The sequence below is a fragment of the Rubellimicrobium aerolatum genome (assembly GCF_017872975.1).
In the GTDB taxonomy this organism is placed as follows: domain Bacteria; phylum Pseudomonadota; class Alphaproteobacteria; order Rhodobacterales; family Rhodobacteraceae; genus Rubellimicrobium; species Rubellimicrobium aerolatum.
Map to the genome: position 1 here is coordinate 1 of NZ_JAGGJP010000010.1, position 17,823 is coordinate 17,823.

At 71.8% G+C, this 17,823-nt stretch carries 20 protein-coding genes; 9 read left to right on the plus strand and 11 right to left on the minus strand.

Features of this window, described 5'->3' with window-relative positions; translation table 11 throughout:
- Positions 1-93: 93 nt before the first annotated feature.
- The gene (locus J2Z33_RS11795) at positions 94-1,554 is read right to left on the minus strand and encodes a peptide ligase PGM1-related protein (RefSeq protein WP_209841215.1); all 1,461 of its coding nucleotides are present in this window, start codon (positions 1,552-1,554) and stop codon (positions 94-96) included.
- A gap of 82 nt (positions 1,555-1,636) precedes the next feature.
- Here J2Z33_RS11795 and J2Z33_RS11800 point away from each other — a divergent pair, with 82 nt between their 5' ends.
- The 5 genes from J2Z33_RS11800 to J2Z33_RS11820 all read left to right on the plus strand — a co-directional run bounded on the left by J2Z33_RS11800 (position 1,637) and on the right by J2Z33_RS11820 (position 5,454).
- Positions 1,637-2,392, plus strand: coding sequence for an NYN domain-containing protein (locus J2Z33_RS11800; protein WP_209841218.1), 756 nt, complete (start codon positions 1,637-1,639; stop codon positions 2,390-2,392).
- 38 nt (positions 2,393-2,430) lie between these two features.
- Positions 2,431-3,408, plus strand: a complete 978-nt coding sequence (mbfA, locus tag J2Z33_RS11805; RefSeq protein ID WP_209841222.1) for an iron exporter MbfA — start codon at positions 2,431-2,433, stop codon at positions 3,406-3,408.
- A complete protein-coding gene (locus tag J2Z33_RS11810) occupies positions 3,408-3,851 on the plus strand; it encodes a YaiI/YqxD family protein (protein WP_209841225.1) in 444 nt (147 codons plus the stop codon). Before mbfA ends, J2Z33_RS11810 begins: the two co-directional genes overlap by 1 nt.
- Positions 3,852-3,916: 65 nt before the next feature.
- A complete protein-coding gene (locus J2Z33_RS11815) occupies positions 3,917-4,540 on the plus strand; it encodes an HAD family hydrolase (RefSeq protein ID WP_209841228.1) in 624 nt (207 codons plus the stop codon).
- Positions 4,537-5,454, plus strand: a complete 918-nt coding sequence (locus J2Z33_RS11820) for an ornithine cyclodeaminase family protein (RefSeq protein WP_209841231.1) — start codon at positions 4,537-4,539, stop codon at positions 5,452-5,454. The genes J2Z33_RS11815 and J2Z33_RS11820 overlap by 4 nt, the downstream gene beginning before the upstream one ends.
- On the opposite strand, the gene J2Z33_RS11825 is transcribed toward J2Z33_RS11820, so the two are convergent.
- Positions 5,451-6,695, minus strand: coding sequence for an MFS transporter (locus tag J2Z33_RS11825; RefSeq protein WP_209841233.1), 1,245 nt, complete (start codon positions 6,693-6,695; stop codon positions 5,451-5,453). The genes J2Z33_RS11820 and J2Z33_RS11825 overlap by 4 nt on opposite strands.
- Positions 6,696-6,892: 197 nt before the next feature.
- On the opposite strand from J2Z33_RS11825, the gene J2Z33_RS11830 reads away from it, so the two are divergent.
- Genes J2Z33_RS11830 through J2Z33_RS11840 form a run of 3 tightly spaced genes read left to right on the plus strand, consistent with a single transcriptional unit; the run spans position 6,893 to position 9,245 of the window.
- Entirely contained in the window at positions 6,893-7,786 is an 894-nt protein-coding gene (locus J2Z33_RS11830; RefSeq protein WP_209841236.1) for a 2-dehydro-3-deoxygalactonokinase, read from the plus strand.
- Positions 7,783-8,394: a 2-dehydro-3-deoxy-6-phosphogalactonate aldolase gene (locus J2Z33_RS11835; protein WP_209841239.1), complete on the plus strand. Its 612-nt coding sequence runs from the start codon at positions 7,783-7,785 to the stop codon at positions 8,392-8,394. Before J2Z33_RS11830 ends, J2Z33_RS11835 begins: the two co-directional genes overlap by 4 nt.
- Positions 8,391-9,245: an SMP-30/gluconolactonase/LRE family protein gene (locus J2Z33_RS11840; RefSeq protein WP_209841242.1), complete on the plus strand. Its 855-nt coding sequence runs from the start codon at positions 8,391-8,393 to the stop codon at positions 9,243-9,245. Before J2Z33_RS11835 ends, J2Z33_RS11840 begins: the two co-directional genes overlap by 4 nt.
- Here the strand turns inward: J2Z33_RS11840 and J2Z33_RS11845 are convergent.
- The 3 genes from J2Z33_RS11845 to J2Z33_RS11855 all read right to left on the minus strand — a co-directional run bounded on the left by J2Z33_RS11845 (position 9,242) and on the right by J2Z33_RS11855 (position 12,312).
- Complete coding sequence (locus J2Z33_RS11845; RefSeq protein ID WP_209841244.1) at positions 9,242-9,829, minus strand: alpha/beta hydrolase; 588 nt, start codon at positions 9,827-9,829, stop codon at positions 9,242-9,244. The two genes, J2Z33_RS11840 and J2Z33_RS11845, sit on opposite strands and share 4 nt — an antisense overlap.
- Positions 9,826-10,758 (minus strand): VOC family protein, encoded by a 933-nt coding sequence (locus J2Z33_RS11850; protein ID WP_209841247.1) that lies wholly within the window; start codon positions 10,756-10,758, stop codon positions 9,826-9,828. The genes J2Z33_RS11845 and J2Z33_RS11850 overlap by 4 nt, the downstream gene beginning before the upstream one ends.
- A 126-nt stretch (positions 10,759-10,884) precedes the next feature.
- The gene (locus tag J2Z33_RS11855) at positions 10,885-12,312 is read right to left on the minus strand and encodes an aldehyde dehydrogenase family protein (RefSeq protein ID WP_209841250.1); all 1,428 of its coding nucleotides are present in this window, start codon (positions 12,310-12,312) and stop codon (positions 10,885-10,887) included.
- Between the two features lie 105 nt (positions 12,313-12,417).
- Here J2Z33_RS11855 and J2Z33_RS11860 point away from each other — a divergent pair, with 105 nt between their 5' ends.
- On the plus strand, positions 12,418-13,071 hold the full coding sequence (locus J2Z33_RS11860) for a peroxiredoxin (protein WP_209841253.1): 654 nt from the start codon (positions 12,418-12,420) through the stop codon (positions 13,069-13,071).
- Between the two features lie 34 nt (positions 13,072-13,105).
- Here J2Z33_RS11860 and J2Z33_RS11865 read toward each other — a convergent pair whose 3' ends face one another.
- From J2Z33_RS11865 to J2Z33_RS11890, 6 genes are all read right to left on the minus strand, one after another.
- Positions 13,106-13,660, minus strand: coding sequence for a L,D-transpeptidase (locus J2Z33_RS11865; RefSeq protein ID WP_209841256.1), 555 nt, complete (start codon positions 13,658-13,660; stop codon positions 13,106-13,108).
- Positions 13,661-13,776: 116 nt separating this feature from the next.
- A complete protein-coding gene (locus tag J2Z33_RS11870; protein ID WP_209841258.1) occupies positions 13,777-14,436 on the minus strand; it encodes a L,D-transpeptidase in 660 nt (219 codons plus the stop codon).
- 84 nt (positions 14,437-14,520) lie between these two features.
- Positions 14,521-15,339, minus strand: a complete 819-nt coding sequence (locus tag J2Z33_RS11875) for a glycosyltransferase family 2 protein (RefSeq protein ID WP_209841261.1) — start codon at positions 15,337-15,339, stop codon at positions 14,521-14,523.
- Positions 15,339-16,121 carry a hypothetical protein gene (locus tag J2Z33_RS11880; RefSeq protein WP_209841263.1) on the minus strand — a complete coding sequence of 261 codons (783 nt, stop codon included), beginning with the start codon at positions 16,119-16,121 and terminating at the stop codon, positions 15,339-15,341. Before J2Z33_RS11880 ends, J2Z33_RS11875 begins: the two co-directional genes overlap by 1 nt.
- Positions 16,114-16,914, minus strand: a complete 801-nt coding sequence (locus tag J2Z33_RS11885; RefSeq protein ID WP_209841267.1) for a hypothetical protein — start codon at positions 16,912-16,914, stop codon at positions 16,114-16,116. Before J2Z33_RS11885 ends, J2Z33_RS11880 begins: the two co-directional genes overlap by 8 nt.
- Positions 16,915-16,980: 66 nt before the next feature.
- A complete protein-coding gene (locus J2Z33_RS11890) occupies positions 16,981-17,772 on the minus strand; it encodes a hypothetical protein (RefSeq protein WP_209841270.1) in 792 nt (263 codons plus the stop codon).
- Between the last annotated feature and the right edge of the window lie 51 nt (positions 17,773-17,823).

A 17,823-nucleotide genomic window follows, 5' to 3' on the forward strand; every position in this document is an offset into this window, starting at 1 on the left:
CCCCATGATCACCCACACCCTGCCGCTGGACAGGATCAACGACGGATTCGAACTGATGAAACGAGGCGAAAGCATACGCAGCGTCGTGGTGTATTAAGCCCCAAGGGCCGGGGGCAGGGCGTCCATCAGCGCCTGCGCCTCGGTTCCGTCGCGCCCGATCGCCACGGCGGCGAAGCGGCCGTCGATGGACAGGCCCGACAGCATGAGCAGCACGACCCCCGTCCCCTGCGCCGGGTCGAACTGGAGCCCGGCCGCGCGCACCCGTCCGATGACCTCGGACGGCGGGCGGCCGACCCAAGCCGGGTCCACAAGGTTGTCGTTCGCGACATAGGCGCGGACGCCCCCCGAATCGGCCCGCCAGACCCCCGCCTCGGCGTCGTAGCGGCCCGGCGCGAGGTTTCGCAGGCACGCGTAGGGATGCGTCGTCCCGCCCTTCCGCAGGTTGATCTCCAGCGCCACGACCCGCCAAGCGCCCCGGGTCCCGACCGCCGCGAAGTCGAGCGCGAAGCGTCCCAGGGCTCCCGCCTTCGCCAGCGCCTCACCCACGCGGCGGCCGTGATCTGCCAACTCGGGCGCGTAGGCCGGCTCGGCCGGGAAGCGGCAGCCCACATAGACCTGCCCGTCCTCGCCGCCCAGCACCTGCTCGTGCGTCGCAAGCACCTCGACCGTGCCGTCGGGAAGGATGTCCACCTGCACTGAGGGAGACGTGAAGCGGTCGCCTGCGACCATCTCCTCGACCACGCCGCCCTTGGCCATCTCCTCCCAGTAGGCGGGGCCGAAAGCGCCGAGCCGGTCGCGTAGCGCCGCCTCATCGGGATCGTCCGACAGGTCCACGACCCGGTTCCCGTCTCCCGCCGCGCTGTCGTCGTGCTTGACGATCACGCGGACGAGGGCCGGGTCCTCGGCCCGCAGCGCCCGAATGGCGTCGAGCGTGTCCTCCACGCCGATCAGTCCCTCCCGCCCGGCGGGCAGCGGCACCCCGGCCTCGCGCAGGAGCCGCCGCCCGGCTCCCTTGAATCCCAGCGGCCAGAGCGCCGGAGCCGAGCCGTTCACTGGCACGCCCAGCTCCAGCGCCAGTCGCGCCTCGGCTTCGGTGACGTTCCAGGGCTCCAGGAAGGCGGGCCGTCCGCCGATCCGGTCGCGGATGGTGGCGATCAGGTCGGGTCGGTCGAGCAGCTTCTCGGCCACGCCGCGCAGGGAGGTATCGCCCAAGGCGACGCAGTGGAACCGCGCCCGCGCGTCGCTCCCTTCGGGCAGGAGGGAGGCGCAGTAGTCCAGCACCTCGGGCGCGGGGGCGAGGGTGCCGACGAAGATCATCTCGGCGTTCGGGATGCGGTGGAGCAGAAAGAACGCCGCGAGGTAGCGGTGTTCCAGCGCCGGCAGGCGCGGGCCGTAATGGGCCAGCACCGCCTCTCCCAGCGACAGCGACGGCAGCACCACGACGACGTGCGGCCAGGTCTGGCCGGGGCGGTTCAGCGCCACCGCGCGGTTCAGCGACGCCTGCAACCTGTCGAAGCCCTGCAACCGCTCCTCCGCTTCCGGGTTTCCCTGCAAGGCTAGCGTGGGCTCCGCTCCCGGCGAGGGTTCCCCCCGCCGCCCGCCTGGGGCACTGTGCCCGCGACTTCAGGAGGCGCCCATGCCCGACCACGACCGCCCGCTGCTCGCCGTCCTCATCGACGCCGACAACACCTCGCCCCGCTACGCCGGCGCCATCTTCGAGGAGATCGCCGCCATCGGCGAGGCCAGCGTGCGCCGCTGCTACGGCGACTTCTCCTCGCAGCAGATGTCCGGCTGGAACAAGGTCCAGTCCGAGCACGGACTCGTGCCGCTTCACTCCCCCGCCTACACGGTGGGCAAGAACTCCTCGGACATCAGCCTTGTCATCGACGCGATGGACCTGATGCACACGGGCCGCTTCGACGCCTTCGTGCTGGTGTCGTCCGACAGCGACTTCACGCGGCTCGCCTCCCGCATCCGCGAGCAGGGGCTCGATGTCTACGGCATAGGCCAGCAGAAGACGCCCGAAGCCTTCCGCCGTGTCTGCAAGCGCTTCATCTTCATCGAGAACCTAGGCGGCCCCGTCAGCCCCAAGCCTACGCCTCCCGGCGAGAAGCCGGTTCCCGAGGAGAAGCCCGAAGCCCCCCCTTCCGCGCGGCCCAAAGCACCACTGACCGAGGCGCGCGACATCATCCTGCGCGCCATGGACGCCATCGACCAGGAGGAGGAGTGGTTCGCCCTCGGGCCCCTCGGTCAGTTCATCACGGCGGCGAACCCGGACTTCGACACCCGCACCTATGGACGCAAGAAGCTCTCGGACCTCGTGCAGGACCTCAAGATCTTCGAGACGAAGCGCGGCGCGGCCAACCAGCTCCTCATCCGACGCATCGACTGAGGCTTGCCTGATCTTAGAACGCTTCTAAGATAGCCTCCATGCTGAGCCGCTTCTCGTCCCGCCGTCACTTCCGCGACCTGTCCGAGCAGGAGGTCCTCGCCCTCGCCATCTCCAACGAGGAGGACGACGCCCGCATCTACCGCAGCTTCGCGGAGCGCCTGCGGGACGACTACCCCGCCTCGGCGGCGGTCTTCGACGGCATGGCGGCCGAGGAGGACGGCCACCGCCGCCGCCTGATCGAGCTCCATCGCGCCCGCTTCGGCGAGGTGATTCCGCTGATCCGGCGCGAGCACGTCGCGGGCTCCTACGCGCGCGAGCCGGTATGGCTCGACCCCGACCTCGGGCTGGACCGCATCCGCGCCATCGTGCACCGGATGGAGGAGTCGGCGGGCAGCTTCTACGCCGCCGCGGCCCGGCGAGTCACGGACGCGCGCACCCGTGACCTCCTGGGCAGCCTCGCCGCCGCCGAGGCGGGGCACGTCCAGCGCGCCGACGCCCTGGCCGAGGAGCACCTGACGCAGCAGGCCCGCGAGTCCGAGGACGAGGGCGCGCATCGCCGCTTCGTGCTGACCTGGGTGCAGCCGGGGCTCGCCGGTCTCATGGACGGCTCGGTGTCCACCCTCGCGCCGATCTTCGCCACCGCCTTCGCCACGCGCGACCCCTGGACGACCTTCCTCGTGGGGGCCGCCGCCTCCATCGGCGCGGGCATCTCCATGGGCTTCACCGAGGTCGCGTCCGACGACGGCGTGATCTCGGGACGCGGCTCGGCGTGGAAGCGGGGGCTCTCCACCGGCGTGATGACGACGCTGGGCGGGATGGGCCACGCGCTGCCCTACCTGATCCCCGACTTCTGGACGGCGACGACCATCGCCATCCTCGTGGTCTTCGTCGAGCTCTGGGCCATCGTCTGGATCCAGAACCGTTACATGCAGACACCCTTCCTGCGCGCGACCTTCCAGGTGGTGCTGGGCGGCGCGCTGGTCTTCGCGGCCGGCGCGCTGATCGGGGCCGGGTGATGCCGACGCTGTTCATCGACGCCGACGCCTGCCCGGTCAAGGCCGAGGCGCTGCGCGTCGGCCTCCGCCACGGGGCGAAGGTGGTCATGGTCTCGAACGGCGGCATCCGCCCCTCGGCCTTTCCGGGGGCCGAGGTCGTCGTGGTGCCCGAAGGCCCGGACGTGGCCGACCAGTGGATCGCCGAACGGGTCCAGCCCGGCGACGTGGCGGTGACGACGGACCTTCCCCTCGCCGCCCGGGTGGTCGAAGGGGGCGGGCAGGTGGTCAAGCCCAACGGCGAGGCGCTGACCGCCCGCAACATCGGCCCGGCGCTGGCCGCCCGCGACCTCGCCGCCGACCTGCGCGCGGCCGACCCGTTCCGGCAGGGCGGCGGAAGGGCCTTCTCCCAGGCCGACCGCTCGCGCTTCCTCGACGCGCTCGACCGCGCGCTGCGGGGGCGCTGAGGCCGGGGATTGCGCTCCCTCCCGGGCCGGGGCTCTATGCGCCCGGCGGACCAGGAGGAACACGCATGACAAGGCCCGAGGCCGTCGTCTTCGACATCGGCAACGTCCTGATCGAATGGAACCCCGAGCGGTTCTACGACCGCGAACTGGGCGAGCCGCGCCGCCGCGCCTTCTTCGAGGTGGTGGCGGTCCACGCCATGAACGACCGCGTGGATCTCGGCTCGGCCTGGGAGGACGAGGTGTCGGCGCTGGCGCGCGAGCATCCCGAATGGGCGTCGGAAATCTCCCACTGGCACCACCGCTGGATCGAGATGGCGAGCCCCGAGATCCCCCGCTCCGTCCGGCTCCTCCGGGCGCTCCGGTCCAAGGGCGTCCCCGTCCTCGCCCTCAGCAACTTCGGCGTGGAGACCTTCGCCGAGGCGCTACGCCATTACCCCTTCCTCGCGGAGTTCGACCGCGCCTTCGTCTCGGGCCACCTGCGGCAGGCCAAGCCCGCCCCGGCGATCTATGAGACGCTGGAGCGGGAGAGCGGCCTGTCCGGGGATGCGCTCCTGTTCACCGACGATCGCGCCGACAACATCGCGACCGCCGCCGCGCGCGGCTGGCGCACCCACCTGTTCGACGGCTCCGACGCCTTCGCCGACCGCTTGGTGGACGAAGGGCTGCTGACCGCCTTGGAGGCCGCATGAGCTTCGACGTCATCGGCTTCGCGGACGGTGAGGCCGTCCTCGACTGGCTGTCCGTCGCCCGCGCCATAGAGGCCGGGCACCGGCTGGGACGGCCCCGGATCGAGGACGTGATCCTGCGGCGCGGCCCCGACACGCTCCTCAACCGCACGGCTTGGATCGACGGGCTGGGCCTCGCCGTTAAGCCCGCGACGGTGTTCCCCGGCAATGCCGCGCAGGGCAAGCCGACGATCAACGGCGTCGTCAACCTCCTCTCCGACGAGGACGGTACGCTGGAGGCCGTCATCGATTTCCACCTCGTCACCAAATGGAAGACCGCCGCCGACTCGCTACTCGGCGCGCTCCGCCTCGCACGGTCCGATGCAGGTTCCATCCTGATCGTCGGCGCGGGCACGGTAGCGGGGACGCTGATCGACGCCTACCGCGCGGGCTTCCCCGAGGCTCGCGTCGCCGTCTGGAACCGCACCCCCGCCGGGGCCGAGCGCCTCGCCGCCGCTCGTCCGGGCGTGACGGTCGCCCCCGACCTCGCGGAGGCGGTGCGCGCGGCCGACATCGTGACCTCCGCCACCATGTCCACCGCGCCGCTGATCCGGGGCGACTGGCTGCGCCCCGGCCAGCATCTCGACCTGATCGGCGCCTACCGCCCCGACATGCGCGAGGCCGACGACGCCGCGCTCCGCCGCGCCCGCATCTTCTGCGACTCCCGCAAGACCGTCGGCGAGACGGGGGAGATATCCCTCCCCACCGCCGCCAGCGTCTTGGGGCCAGAGGCCATAGTCGCCGACTTCTACGAGATGGACCGGATGCGACGCAAAGCGCCGGACGAGATTACGCTGTTCAAGAACGGCGGCGGCGCGCATCTCGACCTGATGGTGAGCCGCCACATCCTGGAGGCGTGGCGGGCCGCGCGGGCCTAGGCCGGAACCGCCGCCACCGGCCGCGCGACCTCGCGGATCGGCAGGTGGACCACCGCGCTGAAGGCCCCCACGCCGACGCCGATCCACCACACGGCGTCGTAGCTGCCGAAGGCGTCATACAGCCGCCCGCCTAGCCAGACGCCCATGAAGGCCCCAAGCTGATGGCTCAGGAACACGATGCCATACAGCGTCCCCATGTAGCGCAGCCCATATAGATGCGCGACCAGCCCCGAGGTCAGCGGCACCGTGGCGAGCCACAGCGACCCCATCACTGCCGAGAACGCCAGCACGGTCGTCGGCGTCATCGGCGTCAGGATGAACCACGCCGCCACCAGCGTCCGCCCCGTGTAGACCCCGGCCAGCAGGTATTTCTTCGTATACCGCTTGCCGAGCCAGCCTGCCGCCAGCGTGCCGGCGATGTTGCCGATCCCGATGACCGAGATCGCCACCGCGCCCAGCGCGCTGGTCGTCGTGATCCCCATCGAATGCAGCACGCCGCCCGGCAGGATCGGCCCGCAGACCTCGGCGATGAAGGCCGGGAAATGGGCGGTGACGAAGGCGAGCTGATAGCCGCAGGAGAAGAAGCCCAGGAAGATCAGCGCGAAGGACGGGTCGCGCAAGGCCCCCAGCACCGCCGCGCCCATGCTTACCTGCAACTCGGCCTTCGAGGCCGGGGCAGGGGAGCGCATCCAGGGCAGCACCGCCAGCACCGCCAGGATCAGCGCCGCGAAGGCGAGGAACACCCCCTGCCACGGCATGACGGCCAGCAGCCCCTCGGCCAGCGGCGGCCCGAGCACCTGCCCGGCCGAGCCCGCCGCCGTGACGATGGCCAGCGACATCGAACGGTTCTCGGCGCTCGACGCCCGCCCCACCACCGCGAGCACCACGCCGAATCCTGTCCCGGCGATCCCGAGCCCCACCAGCACCTCGTAAAGCTGGTGCTGGATCGGCAGCGTCGCCCCCGCTGACAGCACGAGGCCCAGCGCATAGCAGATCGCCCCCAGGATCACCGCCTTGCGATCCCCGATCTTCTCGGCCACCGCGCCGAAGAGCGGCTGGCCGAATCCCCAGGCGAGGTTCTGGATGGCGATGGCGAGGCTGAACTCGGCCCGCGGCCAGCCGAACTCCTCGGCGATGGGAAGCTGGAACACCCCGAACGAGGCACGGATCGCGAAGCCCACCAGAACCACGAGGCTGCCGGCGAGGAGGACGGGGGTCAGGATCGGTGAACGCTGGGTCATCCGGTTTCCCTGCTACCGGAGCGGGTCGCTGTCAACCGCAGGCGCGGTGACGCCCGGCATCACGTCGGCTGATGGTCGGGGTCTTGCCTTTCCGCTCCCCTCGCCCACAGTGTGCGCCCGACGCGGAGGGCGGACCGGGGGCTTCGCGCCCCCGAACCCCCGCGGGATATTTGGAGCCAAAGAAAGGCCAAGGCGCGATGGACAGGACGCCCGATTGGATCGCGGTGGATTGGGGCACCTCGAACGTCCGCGCCTGGGCCATGACCGCAGGCGGCGAGGCGCTGGCCGAGGCCACCTCGGACAAGGGCATGGGCAAGCTCTCGCCCCCCGACTACGAGCCCGCGCTGCTGGACCTGATTGGCGGCTGGATGGATGGGCCGATCCGCGTCGTCGCCTGCGGCATGGTCGGCGCGCGGCAGGGCTGGGTCGAGGCGCCCTACGCTTCCGTGCCGGGCCACCCGCTCCCTGTCGGGCTGACCCTGGCGCCCACCACGACTCCGGGCCTGTCCTTCGGCATCATCCCCGGCCTCGCGCAGTCCGACCCCGCCGACGTCATGCGCGGCGAGGAGACCAAGGTCGCGGGCTTCCTCGCCCGGAACCCCGGCTGGGACGGCGTGCTCCTCCTCCCCGGCACGCATCCCAAATGGATCAGTGTCAGCGCCGGAGAGGTGGTGGCCTTCCGCACCTCGCTCACCGGCGAGGCCTTCGCCGCGCTGTCGGGTCACACCGTCCTGCGCCACAGCGTCGCCACTGACGCCTGGGACGACGACGCCTTCCTGGCGGGGGTGGCCGAGGGCCTCGCCCGGCCCGAGGCGCTGATGAACCGCCTGTTCGCGCTGCGCGCCGAGTCGCTCCTGAGCGGTCTCACGCCCGCCAAGGCCCGCGCCCGCCTCTCGGGCCTGCTCATCGGCACCGACCTCGCCGGGGCGCGGGGCTGGTGGCTGGGCGCGCGCGTCGCCCTCCTCGGCGCGGGTGACCTCATGACTCCCTGGCGCGCGGCCCTCACCTCCCAGGGTGTCGCGCCCGAGGAGGCCGACGCCACCGAGGCCACGCTCGCCGGCCTCACCGAAGCCTGGAGACGCAGCCAATGACCCGCCCCATCATCGCCATCCTGCGCGGCATCGCCCCGCCCGAGGCCGTCCCCGTCGCCGAGGCGCTGGTGGAGTCCGGCATCACCACCATCGAGGTGCCGCTGAACTCCCCCGACCCCTTCGTTTCCATCGGGAGCATGGTCCGCGCCTTGGGCGACCGCGCCAGGATCGGCGCTGGCACCGTTCTCACGACTGAGGACGTGAGTTATGTCAAAGAGGTCGGGGGGCAGATCGTCGTCTCGCCCAACTGCGACCCCGACGTGATCCGCGCCACTGTCGCCGCCGGCATGGAAAGCTGGCCCGGCGTGATGACGCCGACCGAGTGCTTCGCCGCGCTCAAGGCCGGGGCGACGGGCCTCAAGATCTTCCCCGGCAGCCTGCTCGGCCCCGAGGGGCTCAAGGCGATCCGCGCGGTGCTGCCCAAGGGGACGCTGGTCTACGGCGTCGGCGGGGCCAGCGCCGACAACTTCGCTGCCTGGATCAGGGCCAGCGCCGACGGCTTCGGGATCGGCACGGCGCTCTACGCGCCCGGCCTCTCGGTCGAGGAGGTGCGCCAAAGGGCACAGAACATCGTCGCGGCCTTTGACGCCGCGAGGGAGGCCGCATGACAACCGCACGGGTCCACGACCAGACCATCTGCCTCCTTGGCGAAGGCCCGCTCTGGCACCCCGAGCGGGCGGAGCTCCTGTGGTTCGACATCCTCGGCCGGACGCTGTTCGTGAACGGCCAGCGCCACCGCCTGACCGAGCTCTCCTCCGCCGCTGGCTGGATCGACCGCGACACGATCCTGCTGGCGCAGAAGGGCGCGCTCCTCCGCTTCGACCTGACCACAGGACGCGGCGAGACGGTCGCCGGCCTCGACGAGGCCAACCCCGCCGTCCGCTCCAACGACGGCCGCGCCGATCCCTGGGGCGGGTTCTGGATCAGCACCATGGGCCTGCGGACCGAGAAGAAGGCGGGCGCGATCTGGCGCTATTACCGGGGAGAGATGCGCCGCCTCGTGCCCGAGGTGACGATCCCCAACGCCATCTGCTTCGACCCCGAGGGCACCCACGCCGTCTACGCCGACACCGACCTCCAGACCGTCTGGCGCCAGCCGCTCTCGGACAAGGACGGCGCACCCACCGGCGAGCGCGCGGTGTTCCTCGACTTCAAGGGCACCGACCTCCACCCCGACGGCGCGGTTTTCGACGCCGACGGCACCGTCTGGATCGCCTTCTGGGGCTCGGGCAAGGTCGCGGGCTACGGCCGCGACGGTCGCCCGGTGGGCGAGTTCGCGGTCCCCGCCACCCAGAGCACCTGTCCCGCCTTCGGCGGCGAGGGGCTGTCCACGCTGTTCGTCACCTCCGCCGCCGCAGGCATCCCGCAGGCGAGGCTCGCCCAGATGCCCGAGACGGGCCGCACCTTCGCGGTCGAGACCGGGTTGCGCGGCCTCCCCGAGCCTCGGGTGATCCTCTAGCCGAGGAAGCCCCGCGCCGCTTCCCACTCCGACGGCGCGATCTCGTGCCCGCCGCCGTGCCAGTGGAGCGTGACCCGCGCGCCCTGCGCCTCCAGCCAGTCCGCCAGCCGCTGCGTCAGCGGCGCGGGGCAGATCGGGTCGCGCTGCCCGGCGGTGATGAGCACGCGCCGCCCCGCCAGCCCCTGCGCGTCGGGCGGCGCGAAGGGGATCAGCGGATGCAGCAGCACCGCATCCGTGAACAGATCGGGCCGCGCCATCAGCACCGAGGCCAGGATGTTCGCGCCGTTGGAGTAGCCCAGGCCCGCGACCCGCGTCGCCCCCGTCCGCGCGACCTCCTCCGCCACGAACCCGGCCATCGCCTCCGTCCGGCGGCCGAGGTCCTCCATGTCGTAGACCCCCTCGCCGGTTCGCCGGAAGAAGCGAAGCGCGCCGCCCTCGCTCACCTCGCCGCGCGGCGAGACGACATGTGCCCCCGGCATCAGCCGCTCGCCCGCCTCATGAAGCTGCCGCTCGTGCCCGCCGGTGCCGTGGAACGTCAGGAGGAGAGACGCTCCCGCCGCCCCTGCGGTCCGCGCCGCGATCACGCCAGCCCCTCCAGCGGCTCCAACTGCCGCGCCAGCGCCTCACGCAGGTGGGCGTGCTGGCGGGGCAGCTTCAGCGCCGTCCCCAGCGCCCCCGCCTCCTCGTCCCGCGTGAAGCCCGGCTCGTCCGTCGCCACCTCGAACAGCACCCCGCCCGGCGTGCGGAAGTAGATCGCCCAGAAGTAATCCCGGTCGATGGAGGGCGTCGCCTGGACCCCCGCCTCGGCCAGCTCGCGCCGGACCTCGGCCTGCGCCGCCTTATCGGCGACCGAGAAGGCGACGTGATGCACCGACCCCGCGCTCTGCCGTGCGGGCGGGGCCGAGGCGTCCTCGCGCAGGTCCACGATCTCCGCGCCATTGCCGCGCGGCAGGCGCATCCGCGTCACCGACCCTTCGCGGCCCGCCTCCGCGTAGCCCATCAGTCGCAGGAGGTCGGCCGTGGCCCGCGCGTCCCGCAGGGTGAGCGTGACCGAGTGGAAGCCCCGGATGCCCATGTCGGCCCCGACGCCGCCGCCGGTCCAGGGCGTCCGCGCGTCGCCCGCCACCTCGACCAGCGCCAGCCCCTCGCCGTCCGGCCCCTCGGCCAGCAGCCGCTCCTCGCCAAGGAACGTCTCGCGCCGGGTCGGCCCCAGCAGGGCCAGCCGCGCCGCCCAGGTGTCCAGGCTTCCCTCCGGCACGGCGAAGGCGGTGGTCGTGGCCTCGCCCGCGCCACGGCGCCCGCGCGCCGCGCGGGGGAAGGGGAACGAGGTCATCACCGTGCCGGGGCGCCCCAGCTCGTCGCCGAAATACAAGTGATACACGTCCGGCGCGTCGAAGTTCACCGTGGTCTTCACCCGCCGCAGGCCCAGCGCTTGCGTGTAGAAGGCGTTGTTGGCCCGCGCGCTCGACGCCATCATGGTGACGTGGTGCAGCCCGTTGATCCTGTCCGTCATCGCATCCTCCGCGATCTGATGGCGGACAGATAGGCGCAGCGGGGCAGGGGACCCAATTCCCCGCCACCGAACGGAGTCTGTGCGGGACCGCAGGCCCCGCGCGCCGACCCTGTGCGCCGCCGCGCCTCACCAGCCGGAAATCGACTTCACCTCCAGGAACTCCTCGATTCCCCAGAGGCCCCCCTCGCGCGCCCGACCGCTCGCCTTGGTCCCCCCGAACGGCGCGCCGCGCCCACGCAACTTGCCGTTCATCTCCACCATCCCCGACTTCAGCCCCTGCGCCAGCCGGTGCCGCCGCCCCTCGTCGGCGGTCTGGACATAGTTCGTCAGCCCGTAGTCGGTGTCGTTGGCGATCCGCAGCGCCTCCTCCTCGGTGTCGAAGGGCATCATCGACAGCACGGGGCCGAAGATCTCCGTCCTCTCCACGGCCATCCCGGGCCGCACGTCGGCGAAGACCGTTGGCCGCACGAAGAACCCCCGGTTCAGGTGCTCGGGCCGCCCCGGGCCGCCCGCGACCAGCCGCGCGCCCTCCTCGATGCCCTTCTGGATCAGCCCCTGCACGTGCTCCCACTGCCGGGCGTTCACCACGGGGCCGATGTGGTCGCCCGCCTCGTCCGCCGGAGCGACCTTCGTCGCCTCGGCCACGGCGCGCGCCGTCTCGACCGCCCGCTCATAGATCGGCCGCTCCACCAGCATCCGCGTCGGCGCGTTGCAGCTCTGGCCGCTGTTCTCCATGACGTGCCGCACGCCGCGCTCGACCGCCCTCTCGTCCGCATCCGCGAAGACGAGGTTCGCGCCCTTGCCGCCCAGCTCCAGCGTCACGCGCTTGAACGTGTCCGCCGCCGCCACCGTGATCGCCCGCCCCGCCCGCGTGGACCCGGTGAACGAGATCATCTCCACCTCCGGGTGCGACGACAGCCGCGTCCCCGCCCCGGCCCCGTCCCCTTGGATCAGGTTGAACACCCCCGGCGGGCAGCCCGCGTCGTGCAGCATCTCGGCCACCACGCAGGCCGACAGCGGCGCCTGCTCCGACGGCTTCAGCACCATCGCGCAGCCCGCCAGCAGCGCCGGCACCACCTTCAGCGCGATCTGGTTCGCCGGCCAGTTCCACGGCGTGATCAAGCCCACGACGCCCACCGGCTCCAGCGCGATCATGCTCCCCTTCGCGGTGCCCAACGGACGCAACCACTCGATCCCGTCGAAGGCTGTCAGGAAGTTCTCCGCGTGCCACGAGAAGCTCGGCGCCTGCTCGGCCAATGCGAAGTCGATGGGTGCCCCCATCTCCAGGGAGATCGCCTCCGCGAGATCCCGCTCGCGCCGCCGGTATTGCTCCAGCACCCGCTCCACCAGCGCCCGCCGCTCGCGCGGGTCGGCCACGGCCCATCCGGGCAGGGCGGCCTTCGCGGCGGCTACGGCCGCATCCACGTCCCGCGGCCCGGCCAGCGTGATCGCCACCGCCTCCTCCTCGGTCGAGGGGTCGATGACGACATGATCCCGCCCATCCAGCGACCCGATCCAAGAGCCGTTCATGTAGAACCGCCGCTTTTCGATCATTCTATTCTCCCGGCCCCCGTGGCGCGCTTCACGCCTCACGACTATATTGGCCCGACCCGCGCCCGGCCAAGTCCGGGCCGCGTCCTGACCTTGGGGAGCCACGACATGGGCCTGCGCATCAACGACACCATCCCGAACCTGACGGTCGAAACCGATCAGGGCCCCATCCACCTCCACGACTGGGTGGGCGATTCCTGGGCGGTGATCTTCAGCCACCCCAAGGACTTCACCCCCGTCTGCACCACCGAGTTCGGGGCCGTCGCCCGGCTCGACGAGGAATGGAGGAAGCGCGGCGTCAAGGTGCTGGGCGTCTCCGTCGATGGCGTCGAGGATCACGTCCGCTGGAAAAGCGACATCCTCCTCGCCGGCAACGCGGAACCCACCTTCCCCATCGCCGCCGACAAGGACCTGAGCATCTCCAAGGCCTTCGACATGCTCCCCGCCGAGGCCTACCTGCCCGACGGCCGCACGCCCAACGACACCGCCACCGTGCGGTCGGTGTTCATCGTCGGGCCGGACAAGAAGCTCAAGCTCTCGATGACCTACCCGATGACCGTGGGCCGCAACTTCACCGAGATCCTGCGCGCCCTCGACGCGCTCCAGGCCTCCACCCGGAACGGCGTGGCGACCCCCGCCGACTGGCAGCCCGGCGATGCCGTCATCATCCCGGTCGCCGTGTCCAACGAGGATGCGACCGCCCGCTTCGGCAGCTTCGAGACGGTCCTGCCCTATCTCCGCAAGGCCAAGCTCCGCGCCTGACGGGGACGGGGGGCCGCCGGGCCCCCCACCGGCCTCAGGCCGAGATCACCCAGGTCCCCACCGGCACCCGCTCATACAGATCGACGATATGATCGTTGATCATGCGCGGGCAGCCCGAGGAGAAGGCCTGCCCCATGGTCCAGGGCTGCGGCGTGCCGTGGATGCGGAAGAAGGTGTCGCGCCCGTCCTGATACAGGTAGAGCGCCCGCGCCCCCAGCGGGTTCATCGGATGCCCGCCGGGCAGGCCGGCGTGGAACTTGCCATAGACGTGCGGCTCGATGGCGATCATCTCGGGCGTGGGCTTCCAGGCCGGCCACTCGGCCTTGCGGGCGACATAGGCCACGCCCTGGAAGTTGCGTCCCGGCGCCCCCACCGCGATCTTGTAGCGCCGCGCCACCCCGTCCGCGACCGTCAGGTAGAGCCAGGTGTCCGCCACATCGACGCTGATCTGGCCTACGGGCGTGCCCGGCTCGATCTCCACGTCGGTCGGCAGCCAGTCGCGCGGGATCCGCACGACCTCGCCCGCCAGCGCGGGCGCGGCCAGAAGGCTCGCCGCCGTCGCGGCGAGGAAGCGTCTGCGAGTCGTCATGGGGCCTGTCCCTCTTGTTCTGCTCGCCCCGGAGCCTACCACGGCACACGGCGAAGGCCGCCGGGTCGCCCCGGCGGCTCGCATCTTTTCCGAGAACCGTGGCGGAATCGCGACCCTCAGTAGGCGAAGGCCCGCGCGCCCAGCGGCACGCGGTTGTAAAGGTCGATCACGTGGCTGTTGTACATCCGGAAGCAGCCGTTCGACGCCTGGTGCCCGATCGAGGTCGGGTCAGTGGTGCCGTGGACGCGGATCTGCGTGTCCCGCTCGCCCTGGAAGAAGTAGAGCGCCCGCGCGCCCAGAGGATTGTCCGGGCCGCCGGGCATCCCCTCGGCGTATTTCGAGTAGCGCTCCGGGTGCCGCTCGATCATCTCGTCTGTGGGCCGCCACGACGGCCACTCCACCTTGCGGCCGATCTCGGCCTGCCCGTGCCAGCCGAGGCCCTGCTGCCCCACCGCGACGCCGTAGCGGATGGCGTAGTCGCCCGGCAGGATGAAATACAGGTTGTAGCTCTGCGGCACGATATGGATGTCGTTCGGCACCAGCCCCGGCGCCACCTGCACCACGCGGGCGCGGAACCGCTCGGGGATGGCGTGGTCGCCCTCCATGTCCGGCGGCAGCGACAGCGAGGCCTGGACCGCCTCCGGCCCGATGTCGAGCCGGAGCGGGCCCGGATCCTCGACAGGCGAGACGCTGACGGGAAGCAGCTCCTGCGCGGCGCCCCCCCCGGCGGCGAGGGCCAGCCCCGAGGCGGCAAGGAAACGGCGGCGGGTCAGCATGGATCGGGCACCTCGGTCGGGCGAATCACGGGGAACTTGGCCTTTCCCCCGTTCTACCCGTCCCATCCCGGCGCACAACGCCGTTCACCCGAGCGGCAGCCCGTAGCGCGCGACCATCGCGGCCACGGCGCGGTCGTTCCCCGCCCCCGCCGTGTTGCCCGCCCGCAGGTTCACCGCCTGGCTGTCCGGCCATTCCAGCACCCGCGCGCGGCCCCCGACCTTGCGGGCCGTGGCCCCCGCCATCCGGTGCATCCACCACAGCCACACGTCGTCCGCCGTGGGGGCCAGCTCCCCGAACAGCTCCGCCCGCGTCGCGTCCTCGTGCAGGCTTCCCGGCGGGTAGATCACCCCCATCACGCCCGTCGGAAAGACCAGCGGCCCCCGCTCGGGCGCGCGCAGGTTCCGGTCCCAGTCGGCGTAGGGCAGGGGGCGGCCGTCCGCCACGCCCACGCGATGCGCGCGATGGGCCGCGACCTCGCCGGGCCGCGCCGCCGCGACCAGCCCCTCCAGCCAGTCGCGCCCATAGAACACGTCGTCATCCGCCGTGACCACGTGCGCCTCGGGATGCGCGACCAGAGTCGGCACGATCTTGGTGAAGGACCGCAGGTCCCGCGTCTCGGCCACGGTCAGCCCCCGCGCCCGCAGCGCCAGCACCTCCCCCGGCAGTTCCCGCGCCTGCCCCTCGCCCAGCCACAGGATCACCGCGTCGGGCCGCACCGTCTGCGTCAGCAGCGCCCCCATCGTCGGCGCGAGCGTCCCGAACCGCCGGGGAAAGCTCGTGAGCGACACCACCAGCGGCGACGGCAGCCCATGCGCCCGCGTCTCCGGCGGCTCGCGCAGGCGCGCGGCGATGTCGGCCCGCGCGCGGGCGCTGCGCCAGCGGTGCTTCCACGCCTGCAGCATCAGCCCTCCCAGGCCGCGCGCAGCCAATCCACCCGGCCGATGCGCCGGTGCCACCGATGCCCGCCGCCCGCCAGCACCTCGGACATCTTCGGGCTCCCGGCAAAGACCACGATCCGCGCGCCCTCCGGGCACACCGGATCGCGCAGATAGCTCGCGACCCCCCGCGGCACGCACCCGTTCTTGAAGCTCACGCACCAGCCGCGCGGCCAGTAGTCCAGATTCCCATGCGCCGCCAGCCGGTCGCTCTGGAACTGCTGGGAGATCTCGAATCGCCGCACCGCCCCTTCCGGGTCGGCGAGGTAGTCGTCGAGCACATACGGATGCGCCCCGATCCCGTAGCGGAACACCGACGAGTTGCCGACCGCGTGCAGGAAGCGGTCCCGCCCCGGCCGCAGCCGCCGCAGGGGCTTCGGCCGGAACAGGTCGTCGTCGCGGATGATGCGGAACGCGCCGGGCAGGTCGAAGAAGGCATCCAGGCCCCCCACGACCACCAGATCGAGGTCGAGGAACAGCGCCGTCCCCGAAAGCCCCCCCAGGTCGCGCCGGAACAGCCCGAGCTTCCGCCACCGCGTGTCGCCATGTCCCTCCGGCAGCCCCAGCTCGGGCAGCGGCATCGCCTCCACCTCCGCATCGAGGCCGGTCGCGTCGTCCGTGAAGCACACGAACCGATGCGGCCGCGCCAGATGCCGCGCCACCCCGCGCCGCAGGGCGTTCACATACTCCGGCCCGTAGAGCCGCCCCCACTTCATGCACAGGACATTGACGGGCCCTCCGTCAGGCATCGAAGCCGTCCTTCCGCGCCCGCTCCACCACCCGGCCGGTGAAGCTGTCGGGCGGGATCGCGCCGCCGTGCCGCTCGGCCAGCGTCTTGCGGAGCCGGCTGGCCCAAAGGTGGACCGCGTAGGTTTCGGGGCCGAAGCTTTCGGGCGTCAGGCCCGGCTCCAGAAGCCTCTGATGCTCGTTCACGCCGATGGGATAGAAGGCCTCCACCGGGCGGGCGTGGCGGATCTCTCCGGTCTGGGTCAGGTAGGTGGTCAGGGCGCGCGGCCCGGCGCTGCCCCAGACCCATTCGTCGATGGGATAGCCGCGCCCGAAGGTCCGCACCCAGTATTTCAGCCGCCGCAGCCCCTTGATGTGGGGCGCCACGCCCCGCGTGTGGGGCCCCAGCCGCGACAGCAGCTCCAGCGCCGGCGAATCCTTGGGCAGCCGCAGCACCGCGCCGTTCACCGAGGCCGGCGTCTCGTAGCCGAAGACGTGCCCGCCCTCGAAGGCCAGGGGCCGGAGGGCCACGATGTCGAGATCCACCCACAGGTGCTCCGTCTTGCGGAACATCGCGTAGCGGAAGAAATTCGAATGCAGCGCCGAGCTGCCGTGCTTGCGATGGACGGCCACCTTGTCGGTGGGCAGGATCTCGTCGGCGTCGCGCCATTCGACCGCGCCGGGCAGGTTCGCGATGGGCGCGTGGCTGTAGACCGTCACGGGATGGCCCAGCGCCACGAAGGAATGCAGGCTCGCCATCTCGATCGCGGCAAGGGGGCCGCCGTGCCAGAACGAGGCGAGGGAGGGAAGGGTCATGGGCAGGGGCTCATCCGCGACGGAAACGGCCGGACCTTAAGGGGCCGGCCGCGAAAGGGAAAGCCGTCACGCCGCGAAGCCCTCGGCCCGCGCCCTCTCGATCTGCCGCCACAGGAACGACCCCTCGGGGATCGGCCCGCCCGTCTCCCGCAGGCGGCGCTGGATCACGCTCGCAGCCAGGTGGACGCCATAGGTCTCCTTCGGAAAGCTGTCGTCGGCCAGGTCGCCGGGCGTCAGGAACCGCTCGAACCGCCCGGCGCGCACGGGATAGAAGGTTGTGCGCGGCATGGCGAAGCGGATCTCGTCGAACGTCCGCAGGTAGGTGGTCAGCGCCCGGGGGCCGGTGCTGCCCCAGGGCCAGTCCTCGATCCGCACGCCGCGCCCGAAGGTCTTGATCCACTGCCTGGCCCGCCGTAGGCCGGTGATGTGCGGGGCGACGCCGCGTTGACCTGGCCCGAAGGCCAGCAGCGCCGCCAGCGTGGGCGAGTCCTTGGGCAGCCGCAGCACGGCGCAGTTGACCCGCTCGGGGTTCTCGTAGGCGTAGACGCGGTCCTCCGTGAACTCGAAGGGCCGCAGCGCGATCACGTCCAGGTCCACCCAGACGTGATCCGTTTCCCGCATCAGCGCATAGCGGAAGAAGTTGGAATGGAGCGACGGGCTCCCCTCCTTGCGGTAGGTCGCCACCTCCCGCGCGGGCAGCACCTCGGCCGCGTCGCGGTTCTCGAAGCCCGCCGGCACGTCCGGCAGCCGCCCGTAGCTGTAGATGACGATCGTCTGCCCCTGCCGCGCAAAGGAGGCGAGGCTCGCCATCTCGATGGGGCCGAGCCGTCCGGCCCAGAAGGTCGCGAGCGTGGTCATTCCGTGGTCCCGGCAAGAAGAAGGCCCGGGGAGCGCTCCCCGGGCCGTCCG